General features: G+C 56.6%; 18 protein-coding genes. 11 read left to right on the top strand and 7 right to left on the bottom strand.

Annotated elements, in window-relative coordinates; genetic code table 11:
• Positions 1–14 precede the first annotated feature (14 nt).
• A complete protein-coding gene (gene purF / locus NWP14_RS14320) occupies positions 15–1532 on the top strand; it encodes an amidophosphoribosyltransferase (protein WP_375215541.1) in 1518 nt (505 codons plus the stop codon).
• Positions 1533–1673: 141 nt separating this feature from the next.
• Positions 1674–2243, top strand: coding sequence for a UbiX family flavin prenyltransferase (locus NWP14_RS14315; protein ID WP_095100523.1), 570 nt, complete (start codon positions 1674–1676; stop codon positions 2241–2243).
• Between the two features lie 80 nt (positions 2244–2323).
• Here NWP14_RS14315 and NWP14_RS14310 read toward each other — a convergent pair whose 3' ends face one another.
• Entirely contained in the window at positions 2324–2485 is a 162-nt protein-coding gene (locus tag NWP14_RS14310; protein ID WP_189339865.1) for a hypothetical protein, read from the bottom strand.
• A 49-nt stretch (positions 2486–2534) separates the two neighbouring features.
• Here NWP14_RS14310 and argT point away from each other — a divergent pair, with 49 nt between their 5' ends.
• The 5 genes from argT to hisP all read left to right on the top strand — a co-directional run bounded on the left by argT (position 2535) and on the right by hisP (position 6592).
• A complete protein-coding gene (gene argT / locus NWP14_RS14305; RefSeq protein WP_095100525.1) occupies positions 2535–3317 on the top strand; it encodes a lysine/arginine/ornithine ABC transporter substrate-binding protein ArgT in 783 nt (260 codons plus the stop codon).
• A 245-nt stretch (positions 3318–3562) separates the two neighbouring features.
• Positions 3563–4345, top strand: coding sequence for a histidine ABC transporter substrate-binding protein HisJ (gene hisJ, locus NWP14_RS14300; RefSeq protein ID WP_095100527.1), 783 nt, complete (start codon positions 3563–3565; stop codon positions 4343–4345).
• Positions 4346–4411: 66 nt separating this feature from the next.
• The gene (locus tag NWP14_RS14295; protein ID WP_375215608.1) at positions 4412–5098 is read left to right on the top strand and encodes a histidine ABC transporter permease HisQ; all 687 of its coding nucleotides are present in this window, start codon (positions 4412–4414) and stop codon (positions 5096–5098) included.
• Positions 5095–5811 carry an ABC transporter permease gene (locus NWP14_RS14290; protein WP_095100531.1) on the top strand — a complete coding sequence of 239 codons (717 nt, stop codon included), beginning with the start codon at positions 5095–5097 and terminating at the stop codon, positions 5809–5811. Before NWP14_RS14295 ends, NWP14_RS14290 begins: the two co-directional genes overlap by 4 nt.
• A 7-nt stretch (positions 5812–5818) precedes the next feature.
• A complete protein-coding gene (hisP, locus tag NWP14_RS14285; RefSeq protein ID WP_095100534.1) occupies positions 5819–6592 on the top strand; it encodes a histidine ABC transporter ATP-binding protein HisP in 774 nt (257 codons plus the stop codon).
• 47 nt (positions 6593–6639) lie between these two features.
• On the opposite strand, the gene NWP14_RS14280 is transcribed toward hisP, so the two are convergent.
• The 6 genes from NWP14_RS14280 to NWP14_RS14255 form a co-directional block, all read right to left on the bottom strand.
• On the bottom strand, positions 6640–7137 hold the full coding sequence (locus NWP14_RS14280; RefSeq protein ID WP_095100536.1) for a GNAT family N-acetyltransferase: 498 nt from the start codon (positions 7135–7137) through the stop codon (positions 6640–6642).
• An 85-nt stretch (positions 7138–7222) separates the two neighbouring features.
• Positions 7223–7789: a DNA-binding protein gene (locus NWP14_RS14275; protein ID WP_331834760.1), complete on the bottom strand. Its 567-nt coding sequence runs from the start codon at positions 7787–7789 to the stop codon at positions 7223–7225.
• Positions 7790–8282: 493 nt separating this feature from the next.
• Positions 8283–9176, bottom strand: coding sequence for a TIGR01777 family oxidoreductase (locus NWP14_RS14270; protein ID WP_095100542.1), 894 nt, complete (start codon positions 9174–9176; stop codon positions 8283–8285).
• Positions 9177–9194: 18 nt separating this feature from the next.
• A complete protein-coding gene (gene folX / locus NWP14_RS14265; protein ID WP_041146583.1) occupies positions 9195–9557 on the bottom strand; it encodes a dihydroneopterin triphosphate 2'-epimerase in 363 nt (120 codons plus the stop codon).
• A gap of 65 nt (positions 9558–9622) precedes the next feature.
• Positions 9623–10252 carry a GSH-dependent disulfide bond oxidoreductase gene (gene yfcG / locus NWP14_RS14260; protein WP_375215540.1) on the bottom strand — a complete coding sequence of 210 codons (630 nt, stop codon included), beginning with the start codon at positions 10250–10252 and terminating at the stop codon, positions 9623–9625.
• Between the two features lie 80 nt (positions 10253–10332).
• A complete protein-coding gene (locus tag NWP14_RS14255) occupies positions 10333–11241 on the bottom strand; it encodes a LysR family transcriptional regulator (RefSeq protein WP_375215539.1) in 909 nt (302 codons plus the stop codon).
• A gap of 103 nt (positions 11242–11344) precedes the next feature.
• Here NWP14_RS14255 and NWP14_RS14250 point away from each other — a divergent pair, with 103 nt between their 5' ends.
• The 4 genes from NWP14_RS14250 (at position 11345) to yfcD (ending at position 14714) form a co-directional block, all read left to right on the top strand.
• Positions 11345–12766 carry an aldehyde dehydrogenase family protein gene (locus tag NWP14_RS14250; protein ID WP_375215538.1) on the top strand — a complete coding sequence of 474 codons (1422 nt, stop codon included), beginning with the start codon at positions 11345–11347 and terminating at the stop codon, positions 12764–12766.
• 85 nt (positions 12767–12851) lie between these two features.
• Positions 12852–13496 carry a glutathione transferase gene (gene yfcF / locus NWP14_RS14245; RefSeq protein ID WP_095100550.1) on the top strand — a complete coding sequence of 215 codons (645 nt, stop codon included), beginning with the start codon at positions 12852–12854 and terminating at the stop codon, positions 13494–13496.
• A 54-nt stretch (positions 13497–13550) separates the two neighbouring features.
• On the top strand, positions 13551–14102 hold the full coding sequence (yfcE, locus tag NWP14_RS14240; protein ID WP_095100552.1) for a phosphodiesterase: 552 nt from the start codon (positions 13551–13553) through the stop codon (positions 14100–14102).
• Positions 14103–14159: 57 nt separating this feature from the next.
• Entirely contained in the window at positions 14160–14714 is a 555-nt protein-coding gene (yfcD, locus tag NWP14_RS14235; protein WP_095100554.1) for an NUDIX hydrolase YfcD, read from the top strand.

Raw genomic sequence — 14714 nt, 5'->3', positions numbered from 1 at the left:
CGAGGAAAAGACGTATGTGCGGTATTGTCGGTATCGCCGGTGTTATGCCGGTAAACCAGTCGATTTATGACGCGTTAACGGTGCTTCAGCATCGTGGCCAGGATGCCGCAGGCATCATCACCATTGATGCAAATAATTGCTTCCGCTTGCGTAAGGCAAACGGGCTGGTGAGCGATATTTTTGAGGCTCGCCACATGCAGCGTATGCAGGGCAACATGGGGATCGGCCACGTCCGTTACCCTACGGCTGGCAGCTCCAGCGCCTCCGAGGCTCAGCCTTTCTACGTTAACTCGCCGTATGGCATTACGTTGGCGCATAACGGTAACCTGACCAACGCTCACGAGCTGCGTAAAAAGCTGTTTGAAGAAAAACGCCGCCACATCAACACCACCTCCGATTCTGAAATTCTGCTCAATATTTTCGCCAGCGAGCTGGATAACTTCCGCCATTATCCGCTGGAAGCCGACAATATCTTTGCGGCAATTGCTGCGACCAATCGGCAGATTCGTGGCGCCTATGCCTGCGTGGCGATGATTATCGGCCACGGTATGGTTGCGTTTCGCGATCCGAACGGTATTCGCCCGCTGGTACTGGGCAAGCGTGATATTGGCGACGGCCGTACCGAGTACATGGTGGCCTCCGAAAGCGTGGCGCTGGATACTCTGGGCTTCGAGTTCCTGCGCGACGTTGCGCCGGGAGAAGCGGTGTACATCACCGAAAAAGGCCAGCTGTTTACCCGCCACTGTGCGGAGAACCCGGTCAGCAACCCGTGCCTGTTTGAGTACGTCTATTTTGCCCGTCCGGACTCCTTCATCGATAAGATCTCCGTCTATAGCGCTCGTGTGAATATGGGGACTAAGCTGGGCGAGAAAATTGCCCGCGAATGGGAAGATCTGGACATTGACGTGGTCATCCCGATTCCGGAAACCTCCTGCGATATCGCGCTGGAAATTGCCCGTATTCTCGACAAGCCTTATCGTCAGGGCTTCGTCAAAAACCGCTATGTCGGCCGTACTTTTATCATGCCGGGCCAGCAGCTGCGTCGTAAATCAGTACGTCGTAAGCTCAACGCTAACCGCGCCGAGTTCCGTGATAAAAACGTCCTGCTGGTCGATGACTCCATCGTTCGCGGCACCACCTCGGAACAGATTATCGAGATGGCGCGCGAAGCGGGCGCGAAGAAGGTCTATCTGGCTTCCGCTGCGCCGGAGATTCGCTTCCCGAACGTCTACGGCATCGATATGCCGACGGCCACCGAGCTGATCGCCCACGGTCGTGAAGTTGACGAAATTCGGCAGATCATCGGCGCTGACGGTTTAATCTTCCAGGATCTGAACGATCTGATCGACGCCGTGCGGGCCGAGAATCCGGATATTCAGCAGTTTGAATGTTCGGTATTTAACGGTGTGTACGTCACCAAGGACGTCGATCAGCAGTACCTGGATTATCTCGACTCCCTGCGTAACGACGATGCTAAAGCGGTGCAGCGTCAGAACGAAGTGGAAAACTTAGAGATGCATAACGAAGGCTAAACCACGCCTTTGTTGTCAAAGCCCGCCGTCGTCAGACTGCGGGCTTTTTGTTTTTCGGGCCCCGGTTAGCGGGCCGCCGGGCTTGCGTCCGGTGCTATAATCCGGCAAAGTCTGCGACACTAAGCAGAAGGGGCAATCATCGTGAAACGACTTATCATTGGAATTTCTGGCGCCAGCGGTGCCGTTTACGGCGTGCGGCTGCTCCAGGTATTGCGCGATGTCGCGGATGTTGAAACCCATCTGATCATGAGCCAGGCGGCGCGGCAGACTCTGGCCCTTGAGACCGACTATTCGCTGCGTGAAGTTCAGGGGCTGGCTGACGTTGTCCATGATGCCCGCGATATCGCCGCCAGCATCTCTTCCGGCTCGTTTAAAACGGCCGGGATGGTGATTTTACCCTGCTCGATGAAAACGCTTTCAGGCATTGTTCATAGCTACACCGATGGCCTGATGACCCGGGCGGCGGACGTGGTGCTGAAAGAGCGTCGTCCGCTGGTGCTTTGCGTGCGCGAAACGCCGTTCCACCTCGGACACCTGCGTCTTCTGGTCCAGGCGGCGGAAATGGGCGCGGTTATCATGCCGCCGGTTCCGGCCTTCTACCATCGCCCGCAAACCCTGGACGACGTTATCAACCAGACGGTCAATCGCGTCATCGATCAGTTCGATATCACTCTGCCGCAGGACCTGTTCGCTCGCTGGCAAGGGGCATAGGCGCGCGCTAAAATAGTGCGCTTTATGATTCTTTGCGCCCCGATGGTGCAATTTTGTCGCCCCGATCAAATCCTCAACATTTAATTTGTTTTTTTGCGTTTCGACGCTGCGGTTTCTCCGTTAATACTGCTATCTTCCCTTTCAAGACAATTCTGCAACTTTATATTAACAAATTTAACGCTGTTTCCAGCACGCACTGAGAAAATGGCACAAAAACTGCAGGATACGTCGGCACTACACATAACTAAACAACGCACCGCATAACAACATCACGACACTTAAGGGTATTGTATGAAGAAGACGATCCTGGCCCTCTCTTTAATTATGGGAATTAGCAGTGCTTCCAGCGTCTTTGCAGCTCTGCCGCAAAGCATCCGCATCGGCACCGATGCCACCTACGCGCCATTTTCCTCTAAGGATGCCAAAGGTGATTTCGTCGGCTTTGACATCGATTTGGGCAACGAACTCTGTTCGCGTATCAAGGTAAAATGTACCTGGGTAGGGAGTGATTTTGATTCACTGATCCCGTCGCTGAAGGCGAAGAAAATTGACGCCATCATCTCTTCATTATCGATTACCGAAAAACGTCAGCAGGAGATTGCCTTCTCTGACAAGCTTTATGCCGCAGACTCCCGCCTGATTGCGCAGAAAGGCTCCACCATCCAGCCGACGCTGGAATCGCTGAAAGGCAAACACGTTGGCGTACTGCAGGGCTCGACTCAGGAGTCTTACGGCAACGAACGCTGGCGCAGCAAAGGCGTTGATGTGGTGGCCTATCAGAACCAGGACCTGATTTACTCTGACCTCGCCGCCGGTCGCCTCGACGCCGCGCTGCAGGATGAAGTGGCCGCCAGCGAAGGGTTCCTCAAACAGCCTGCCGGCAAAGATTTCGCGTTTGCCGGTCCTTCCGTAAAAGACAAACAGTTCTTCGGTGATGGCACCGGCATTGGCCTGCGCAAGACGGACGGCGAACTGAAAGCCGCCTTCGATAAAGCGTTGGGTGAAATGCGTAAAGACGGCACCTACGACAAGATGGCGAAGAAGTACTTCGACTTTAACGTTTACGGTGACTAAGCGTGCTGCTGGCCCGGTATACCGGGCCTTTTAGATTCGCGATAGCTATCTATGCCCCTTATTGGTGCATTGGTCGTCTCGTCGTCTCATTTTGGTGCAAAAATTGCATAGTTAAGCGTTTCTGATGCGAAAAAATTTGCTCCCCGGCGCAGAATGTTTTGCCTTATCGGGGAGAAAAGTGGCACGATAACTGGCTTAAGTACTTCTAATAAACCCATTAGAATGACAGTTTGTTGAGGATAGTTATGAAAAAACTGGCGTTGTCTCTTTCTTTAGCGCTGGCCCTTTCCAGCGTTTCCACGGTATTCGCAGCCATTCCGCAAAAGGTTCGTATCGGTACAGATCCAACTTATGCCCCGTTTGAATCGAAAAATGCCCAGGGTGAGTTGATTGGTTTTGACATCGATCTGGCCAAAGAGCTGTGTAAGCGCATCAATACGCAATGTACCTTCATTGAAAACCCGCTGGATGCGCTGATCCCATCTTTAAAAGCGAAGAAAATCGATGCGATTATGTCTTCGCTTTCTATTACTGAAAAACGCCAGCAGGAAATTGCCTTCACCGACAAACTTTATGCCGCCGATTCCCGCCTGGTGGTGAAAAAGGGCAGCGATATTACGCCGGATCTTACCCTCCTGAAGGGCAAGCGTATCGGCGTGCTGCAGGGCACAACGCAGGAAACTTACGGCAATGAACACTGGGCGCCAAAAGGGATTGAGATTGTCTCCTATCAGGGTCAGGACAATATCTATTCCGACCTGACCGCCGGCCGCATTGACGCTGCGTTCCAGGATGAAGTGGCCGCAAGTGAAGGCTTCCTCAAGCAGCCGGTAGGGAAAGACTATCAGTTCGGCGGCCCGTCCATTAAGGACGAAAAGCTGTTTGGCGTCGGCACCGGCATGGGCCTGCGTAAAGAGGACAACGAGCTGCGCGAAGCGCTGAACAAAGCCTTCGCTGAAATGCGCAAAGATGGCACCTACGACAAGCTGGCGAAAAAATATTTCGATTTTAACGTGTACGGCGACTAACCATCACGCGTACGCCACCGCGCGTATTTTAGCGCGCGGTGGTCGATGATAGACAGGGCAGACAGCATGCTGTACGGGTTTTCACAGGTAATATTGCAGGGCGCTCTTGTCACGCTGGAGCTGGCCCTTAGTTCGGTTGTGCTGGCGGTCCTGATTGGTCTGGCTGGCGCCGGCGCGAAGCTATCGAGCAATCGACCGCTGGCGCTGGTATTTGAAGGTTACACCACCTTAATTCGTGGCGTACCGGATCTGGTGCTGATGCTGCTGATTTTCTACGGGCTGCAGATCGCGCTGAACGCTCTCACCGATGCGCTAGGTATGTCGCAGTTTGATATCGACCCGATGATTGCGGGCATTATCACTCTGGGCTTTATCTACGGCGCGTACTTTACGGAAACCTTTCGTGGCGCTTTCCTCGCGGTACCGAAAGGACATATCGAAGCGGCGACCGCCTTTGGTTTTAGCGGCGGGCAGACGTTCCGGCGTATTCTGTTCCCGGTGATGATGCGCTATGCGCTGCCGGGGATCGGCAACAACTGGCAGGTTATCCTGAAAGCCACGGCGCTGGTTTCGCTGCTGGGGCTGGAGGATGTGGTTAAAGCGACGCAGCTGGCGGGGAAAAGTACCTGGCAGCCCTTCTATTTTGCCATCGTCTGCGGCCTGATTTATCTCGTATTTACAACGATTTCCAATGGTGTGCTGCTGCTGCTTGAACGCCGTTATACCGTGGGCGTGAAGAGGGCTGACCTGTGATTGAGATTATTCAGGAGTACTGGAAATCCCTGCTGTGGACCGACGGCTACCGCTTTACCGGCGTCGCAATCACGCTGTGGCTGTTAATCACCTCGGTGGTTATGGGCGGCGTGCTGGCGATTTTTCTCGCCATCGGGCGCGTCTCCAGCAATAAATACATTCAGTTTCCGATCTGGCTTTTTACCTATATTTTCCGCGGTACGCCGCTCTACGTGCAGCTGCTGGTGTTTTACTCCGGTATGTACACGCTGGAAATTGTCAAGGGCACCGAGCTGCTGAACGCCTTTTTCCGCAGCGGGCTGAACTGTACGGTGCTGGCACTGACGCTGAATACCTGCGCCTATACGACGGAGATTTTTGCCGGGGCGATTCGTTCGGTCCCCGCCGGAGAGATTGAGGCGGCGCGGGCGTATGGTTTTTCATCGGCCAAACTGTATCGCTGCATTATTCTACCCTCCGCGCTGCGCATCGCGCTGCCGGCGTACAGTAATGAAGTGATTCTGATGCTGCACTCCACCGCGCTGGCCTTTACCGCCACGGTGCCGGATCTGCTGAAAATTGCTCGTGATATTAACTCGGCGACCTATCAGCCGTTTACCGCCTTCGGCATTGCCGCGGTGCTGTACTTAATTATCTCGTATGTGCTGATTAGCCTGTTCCGCAAGGCGGAAAAGCGCTGGCTGCAGCATATAAAACCTTCTTCGACGCACTGAGAACGCCATGTCCGACAATAAATTAAACGTTATCGATCTCCATAAACGTTACGGCGAGCATGAGGTACTGAAAGGTGTCTCGATGCGGGCAGAAGCCGGGGACGTTATCAGTATCATCGGCTCATCGGGTTCCGGTAAAAGTACCTTTTTGCGCTGTATTAACTTTCTTGAGAAACCGAGCGAAGGCACGATTGTTGTTAGCGGGCAGAATATTGGCCTGGTTCGCGACAAGGATGGTCAGCTCAAGGTGGCGGATAAAAACCAGCTGCGCCTGCTGCGTACCCGTCTGACGATGGTATTCCAGCATTTCAACCTGTGGAGCCATATGACGGTGCTGGAAAACGTCATGGAAGCGCCCATCCAGGTGCTGGGACTAAGTAAGCAGGAAGCGCGGGTACGGGCAGAAAAGTACCTGGCGAAAGTCGGCATCGACGAGCGTCAGCAGATCAAATATCCGGTGCATCTCTCTGGCGGTCAGCAGCAGCGCGTGTCCATTGCGCGTGCGTTGGCGATGGAGCCTGAAGTCCTTCTGTTCGATGAACCGACCTCCGCGCTCGACCCTGAGCTGGTGGGAGAAGTGCTGCGCATCATGCAGCAGCTGGCGGAAGAGGGGAAAACGATGGTGGTGGTGACGCATGAAATGGGCTTTGCCCGCCACGTCTCCTCGCACGTTATTTTCCTCCATCAGGGCAAGATTGAAGAGGAAGGTCATCCCGATGAGGTTTTCGGTAATCCGAAAAGCCCGCGTTTGCAGCAGTTCCTCAAAGGCTCGTTGAAGTAAATTTCGCGCTCTCCCCGGCGGGGTAGATATACTCTGCCGGGGCAGGATCAGCGCTCCAGGCGATAGATCCAGTCATCGTAGTCAACGCCGTCCAGATGCCACGCCTTCTCCAGGATCTGGATCCGCCGGAAACCGTGTCTTTCCAGCAGCCGCGAAGAGCCTGAATTATCCCCGATGACCCACGCATTAATCGCGTTGATGCCGAGCCGGGTAAATCCGTAGCGGCAAATCTCCTTCAGCGCTTCGCTGGCATAGCCTTTCCCCTGCGCCTCAGGCAGCAGGGCATAGCCGACATCGGCTTCGTGCGGATTCTTACTACTGATGCGCAGGCCGATATCGCCAAGAGCCTCGCCGCGGCTATCGCGTAACACGAATACGCCGGATGCTTCACGGCGCGCATCGAACACGTTTCGCAGCGCCGTCTCGTCAAGAATGGGGCCCATAAAGCGCATCACCTGGCGATCGCTACGCAGGCGCAGGAAAAAGGGCCAGTCGGATTCGGTGAACGGAGAGAGCAGCAGGCGCGGGGTGGTTAGCGTAATCATAAGCGGGCCATTACGGTGGATCGTGGGTTCACCTTAACACCAGAAAGTACCGGATAACATGATCCTGTACCGAGCGTGGCGGCGGTTATCCGGCGGCTGGTGAGGTCGGTAGCGGCTTGTCGAGCCCGTGAAAATAGTGCAGCACGGTTTCGCTCTGGCGAGAGGCCCGCAGCTGCAGGGCCAGATTCAGGTTATCGAGGACCTCTGCGTGCGCCACCAGCGGCGAGTCCGCCGCAATTCTCGCTTCCGCGACCAGCCAGCCGACAATGGTTTTCCAGCGCCACAGCGGCGAGTTGCCTTTTACGCGCTGTACGGGGCCGGGAAATTTGCCGGAGCCTCGCGCCCCGTCTTTTAGCAGGGCAACGGCCTGTCGTGAAAGACCGGTGAGTTCGGCGATGTCGCTTAAGCCTACCAGCGTAGCGTCGACGGACTCGACCCGGGCATTCAGCTCCGATGCGGATTCGATGTTATCGATGGCAGACAGAATCGCCTGTTCGAGCGATTCGCTTTCGCGATCGAATTCCAGATACACCGCCGTGGCGTAAAAACAAACCAGCGCGTCAGCACAACCGGCGTGATGCAGCGCGTCCTCAAGACCTGGCGTATGGGCGCTAACGCCTGATAGCGTTAGGGTAAAGTTATAGAGGGTCATAGTTTGCGCTCCTTATGATTAAACCGAGCCGCCGACGTTGAACGGCAGCGGTCGACCATCCTGATAATTTGCCTGGCGTGATTCTCGGGAACGGCAGGGGTCGACCAGATGCTCATCATATGTTCACGATGATTAGCCGTCCCGCACCTGAGTCGTCCGAAGCAGTGCGCGCTCTTCCCGCCAGCGATAAAAATCCACCCCCGTGTGCGGGCATATTCGATGGCGGCTCTGATGTGTTTATCCGGATGTTCCTTCATCAATGCGTCCTCTGATACTGAACGTTTTGTTGACGGTTGTCAACAGTGTTGTGCTGAAAAAACAGACACCGGGACGTTATGACAGAGAGCGGGAAAGGAAGCTGGAATGAGCTTCACGGTGATAAGGGAACAGCGGCAGGAGACTGGATTACTGCGAGATGGCTTCCACGGGCGACAGGCCATCAGGGGAGTCCCAGGAGACTGGCAAATCCCCTGGGATTAAAAATGCGGCGCGTTTACCCGAGGACGTCTTTTAACGCCTCATCCAGATCGTACCAGCGAAAGCCAAAGCCGGCGGCTTCCAGGCGTTTTGGCAACGCACGCTGGCCGCCGAGTACCAGTACCGACGATTCACCCATTAGCAGGCGTATCGCCGCCGCCGGAACGCGAAAAATTGCCGGGCGATTTAGCGCCTGCCCAAGCGCGTGGGCGAACTGTTCGTTACGTACCGGATAAGGCGAAACCATGTTAAAGGGGCCGCGCAGGTCGTTATCCAGCAGCCACAGAATACCGTTAACCATATCGTCGATATGGATCCATGCCAGATACTGCCTGCCGCTGCCGATAGGGCCACCGAGGCCGAGCTTAAACGCCGGAGTCATTTTGGCAAGGATGCCGCCTCTCGATGCCAGCACGACGCCGGTGCGTAAAAGGCAGACGCGGGTGCGGTCGCTTTGCGCTTCGCAGGCCAGCTGTTCCCAGCGGGCGCAGAGTTTGTGGGTGAACTCATTGTGCGGCGGCTCTTCTTCGGTGACGACGACTTCCCCCAGGTCACCATAATAACCTGCCGCAGAGCCGCTAATCAGCACCGCAGGCGGGGTGTCGCTGGCGTTGATGAGCGCGGCCAGCTGTTGCGTGATATCCCAGCGGCTGTGGCACAGGCGCTGTTTTTGCTCCGCCGTCCAGCGTTTGTCGGCGATCGGCTCGCCCGCCAGATTGATAACCGCGTCAATTTCGTTGAGATGCTGGCGATTGTCAAAGCCGCGCCACAGCGTGACGCGGGGATCGAGCCGGGACCGGGCTTTTTCCGGGCTGCGCGTGGAGACCGTTACGTTATGCCCCAGCTCCAGAAGCCGGGGGATGAGATGCCGACCAATCAGGCCGGTACCGCCAGTAAGCAGAATCTTCATAGCGCCTCCCTAAGAAGCCTACCGCCGCCAGCTCATGGTCATTGATACCGAGTCGGCGTAGCGGAGTGCATAAAGTTTATCGATCTCAACTTCAGCATAAGTGACCCAGTGATGTTCGCATGCGATATCGAGCACATCCTGAGTTAATTTTTCCAGTAAGGAGAAGCGGTTATTCTCAATATGGCTGATGATGCGCTTGGTGATGGTGCGGTAATTCAGCGCATCGTTGATATCTTCGCTGTTGCGGGATTGATCCGCCGGGTAGTGAATGGCGACGTTTACCACCACATCCTGACGGTTAGCAATCTCTTCCTCTTTAATACCAATAAAAGTACGCAAGCGTAGGTTCTTTATACGAATAATGGCGTCTGGCTGAGACATTGCAGGCTTCCTCCGTGTTGTAATTTCCGCAATCATACATGAAAGCAGGTCGTGCGAGCAGGGGGTTAAGATTGCTGAATTTTCAGCAACGCCTCGGCGGTTGCAGGGCGCTGGCGAATACGCTCAAACCAGTTATGTACCGCCGGGAAATTTGCGAGATCGATACGCTGGCGCTGATGCGCGTTAATCCACGGCCAGCAGGCGATATCGGCAATGCTGTAGCGCTCGCCGCCGAGCCACGGGCTGACCTCCAGACGCCGGTTGAGTACGCTATATAGCCGCTGCGTTTCCACCTGATAGCGCTCAATGGCATAGGGAACCGTCTGCGGTGCCGAATGGTTGAAGTGCTGATTTTGCCCCAGCATCGGCCCCAGTCCGCCCACCTGCCAGAACAGCCACTGCAGCGTAACGTGGCGCTCGCGCAGTTCGCCGCTCAGCAGCTTTGCCGATTTCTCAGCGAGATAGAGCAGAATGGCCCCGGATTCGAACAGGCTCAGCGGCGGGCCGCCGTCAACGGGAACGTGGTCGACTATCGCCGGGATTTTATTATTGGGTGAGAGGCTGAGAAACTGCGGGCGGAACTGTTCGCCTTTGGTGATATCAACCCGAATCAGCCGATAGGCCAGCTGAGCCTCTTCGAGGAACAGAACGATTTTTTGGCCGTTTGGGGTGGGTGCGTAGTAAAGATCGATCATGATGTCTCCCGCCGTCGTGGGTCGCCAATTTTTCGAGTATAGGCGACCTGGCGTATTGCGGGAGCGTAGGGGGGATAAATTCAGCGCGTTGTTGTGGGGGGAACCCCCATTTCGCGCACCAGCGCGATAAACGCCTGCAGTCCGGGCGGAATATGGCGGCGGCCCGGATAGTAGAGGGACAGGCCGCCAAATGAAGGGCACCAGTCGCCCATCACGCTGATGAGCCTGCCGCTGGCAAGATCGTCCTGGATAAACCAGTCAGAGATAAACGCCAGTCCGATACCCGCCAGCGCAGCGCGGTGGATGGCCTGCATCTCGCTCAGAATAATGCGCGGCGGGACGTTAAGCGCTACTTTTTGCCCATCCCGCTCCAGCTCCCAGCGATAAATTCCGCCATGTGACATGCGCATGCCAATCCCCTGATGACGCATAAGATCGTCCGGACCGTGCGGAACGCCGTGTCGGGCAAAGTAGTCCGGGGTTGCGACGATCAGCATCCGCGCGTCGGGCGTCAGGGCGACGGCAATCATATCCTGCGGCAGCGATTCTGCGAGGCGGATCCCCGCGTCATAGCCTTCGGCAACGATATCCATCAGCCGGGATTCGGTGGTGATGTCGAGGCGCATTGCCGGATAGCGTTTGAGGAAGGCCTCGAAAATATCAAACAGCAGAGCAACGCTTTCGCGCGGCGCGTTGATCCGCAGGGTTCCGCTCGGCATTTCAGGTTGGGTAGCGACCTCCTCCGAGGCGCGTCGGATTTCAGCCACGGCGGGCGCTATACGCTCAACGTAACGCTGTCCGGCGTCGGTCAGCGCGACGCTGCGGGTCGTACGATTAAACAGGCGCACGTTGAGGCGAGCCTCCAGCCCGGCAACGGCGTTGCTGACGGCGGTAGCCGACATACCTAGCTCCCGGGCAGCCGCGCGAAAGCTTTGCCGATGCGCGACGGCGAGGAGAACTTCGAGTTCAGTAATACCGCTACGCTGCATAATTATCCCGATTTTCGTAACAGGTTGTGCTGATTATACCCTCTTATCGCGGCAATAAGACGACTCTATACTCCCGGGTATCAAGCAGGATGGAGAAATCATTATGCACAACATCGATCAAATTTATATCAACGGCCAGTTTGTCACGCCGCACGGTAGCGAAGAGTTTGCGCTGTTTAACCCGACGACCGAAGAGGCGATTGGCCTGGTGCGGCTGGCCGATGAACAGGATGCAGAGCGGGCGATTGCCGCGGCAAAAGCGGCATTTCCGGCGTGGTCGCGGACGACGAAAGAGGAGCGTTTGGCCGTGCTGGAACGTATGTATCAGGCCGTTCAGGCGCGGGAAGCCGATTTGCTGGAAGCCATTGTGACGGAATACGGCGCGCCGGCTTCTCGTTCGCAATGGATGGCGGCGTGGCCGGCGCAAACCATCAGGCAGGCGATGGCGACGCTGGAGCGCTTTGAGTTTGTCGAGCAGGCCGGCCGAGCCCAGGTGGTGATGACGCCGGTCGGCGTCGCGGGATTGATTACGCCGTGGAACAGCGATGCCGGTTTTATTTGCAGCAAGCTGGCGACGGCGATGGCGGCAGGCTGTACGGCGGTAATTAAGCCGAGCGAGATGAGCGCCTGGCAGACGCAAATTATTAGCGAAGCGCTACACGCGGCCCGGATCCCGGCGGGCGTATTTAACATCGTCACCGGGCGCGGGGAGATCGTGGGGGACGTTATCAACCATCACCCCGATATCGCGAAAATTTCATTTACCGGCTCAACCGCTGTCGGCAAGCATATTATCGAAAGCGGGGCGCAAACGCTGAAGCGCGTGACGCTGGAGCTTGGGGGCAAGTCGCCCACTGTCATTCTTAATGATGCGGATATACAGCAGGCGGTTCCGCTGGCGCTGGCGGCCGGGTTTATGAACAGCGGGCAGGCGTGCGTTGCCGGGACGCGTATTTTGCTCCCCGCGCGGCGCCAGGCCGAGTTTGAGCAGGCTATCGTGCAGGCCGTGGCGGCTGACTATATTTCTGGCGACCCGCGCGATCCGCAGACCACGATTGGCCCGATGGTCAGCCATAAGCAGTGGCAGCGGGTGCAGGATTATATCCGCCTGGGCCAGCGGGAGGGAGCCAGGCTGCTGACGGGCGGCGTCGGTCGGCCGCAGGGCATGGAAAAAGGCTGGTGCGTTAAGCCGACCGTGTTCAGCGATGTGCATAATCAGATGCGTATTGCGCGGGAAGAGATTTTTGGCCCGGTGCTGGTCATTATTCCTTATCAGGATGAGGCCGAGGCGATTGCGATTGCCAACGACACCGCGTACGGCCTGAGCGCGCTGGTGTTATGCGGCGATCGTCAGCGCGGTACGGAGGTGGCTCTGGCGATTGAGTCCGGGCGCGTGCTGGTCAACACTCTCGAACATGAGCCGCAGGCGCCGTTTGGCGGGTTCAAGCAATCCGGGGTGGGGCGCGAGATGGGGAAATGGGGAATGCAGGCCTATCTGGAGCCGAAAACGCTGCTCGTCGGCTAGTGCGAAATCCTCATGGTGCGATAAGTGACATCCCTCAGAAGACAGGATATGTTGATTTATCGCCCCATTATTTGTCGAGGATGCCATGAGCCAGCCGGTTATTACCCTGTGGTCCGATGCCGATTTTTTCTCTCCGTACGTGATGTCAGCATATGTTTCCCTGCAGGAGAAGAGCCTGCCTTTCACCCTTAAAACCGTCAATCTGGATAGCGGCGAGCACCTGCAGGCGGGCTGGAAAGGATTCTCCGCCACCCGGCGCGTGCCGCTGCTGGAGGTTGACGATTTTGCCCTCAGCGAATCGTCCGCTATCAGCGAATATCTCGACGAGCGCTTTGCGCCGCCGGAATGGGAGCGGCTCTATCCTCACGATCTGCAAAAGAGAGCCCGTGCCCGTCAGGTTCAGGCCTGGCTGCGCAGCGATCTGCTGCCCATTCGCGAAGAGCGCTCTACCGACGTGATTTTCGCCGGGCAAAAGAAACCCGCGCTTAGCGCGGCGGGCCGCAGGAGCGCGGAAAAATTATTCGAGACCGCTTCCGGGCTGCTGGCCCACGGCGGCACCAATTTGTTCGGCGAATGGTCTATTGCCGATACCGATCTTGCGCTTATGCTCAACCGGCTGGCGCTTAACGGCGATGAGGTGCCGGAGAGGCTGGCAGATTACGCCGCCTTCCAGTGGCAGCGTGCATCCGTTCAGCGCTATGCCGCACTGTCGGCCAAACGCGCCGGCTGATTCGCGTCTGCGGTTCCGCTATCATAGGGCATCGTAATGCGTGGAGATAAAAAAATGCGGCTGATGTTTGCATCGGATATTCATGGCTCTCTGCCCGCCGCAGAGCGCGTGCTGGAACGGTTTGCGCAGAGTGGGGCGCAGTGGCTGATTATTCTGGGCGACGTGCTCAACCACGGGCCGCGTAATGCTCTCCCTGAAGGCTACGCGCCGGCAGAGGTCGCCGGGAAGCTGAACGGCGCGGCGTCGCGCATCATTGCCGTACGCGGCAACTGCGACAGCGAAGTCGATCAGATGCTGCTGAACTTTCCCATTACCGCGCCCTGGCAACAGGTTTTGACCGAACAACATCGGCTGTTTCTGACTCACGGGCATCTGTACAGCCCCGAAAAATTGCCGCCGCTCTGCGCTGGCGATGTCCTGGTTTATGGTCATACTCATATTCCGGTAGCCGAGAAGCGCGGCGATATTTTTCTCTTTAACCCCGGTTCCGTGAGCATCCCCAAAGGGGGATTTCCCGCCAGCTATGGCCTCCTTGAAGGGGATCGGCTGCAGGTTTTAGCGCTCGATGAACATCAGGTTATTGCAGAGGTGGCAATTAACCCGTAATTTACCCCCAACCGTAAAGACGCGCCGCAAGAGCGCTTTAAAAAGTAAGGTTTCCTGATGGCGGAACAGAACGATTTGGCAAGCACAGAATGGGTAGATATCGTTAATGAAAACAATGAGGTGATAGCGCAATCCAGCCGCGAGCAGATGCGCGCGCAGTGTCTGCGTCATCGCGCAACCTACATTGTGGTTCATGATGGCATGGGCAAAATTCTGGTGCAGCGTCGTACCGAAATAAAAGATTTTCAGCCGGGCATGCTGGATGCGACCGCCGGCGGCGTGGTGCAGGCTGACGAGCAGTTGCTGGATTCAGCGCGTCGCGAGGCCGAAGAGGAGCTGGGCATTGCTGGCGTCCCCTTCGCCGACCACGGTCAGTTCTACTACGAGGATAAGCACTGCCGCGTCTGGGGAAGCCTGTTTAGCTGCGTGTCGCACGGCCCCTTTGCTTTGCAGGAAGAGGAGGTCAGCGAAGTGTGCTGGCTGACGCCGGAAGAGATCACCGCCCGCTGCGATGAGTTCACCCCGGACTCGTTAAAAGCGCTGGCGCTGTGGATGACCCGCAATGCCAACAACGAGTCGGCAAAGCCGGAAAAGCAGGAAGAGGAAGAGTAG

This window comes from Klebsiella sp. C349492, from assembly GCF_042055345.1.
Taxonomy (GTDB): Bacteria; Pseudomonadota; Gammaproteobacteria; order Enterobacterales; family Enterobacteriaceae; genus Klebsiella; species Klebsiella scottii.
Note: the sequence above shows the minus strand (reverse complement) of the source record. Positions and strands in the feature narration are given on the sequence as shown.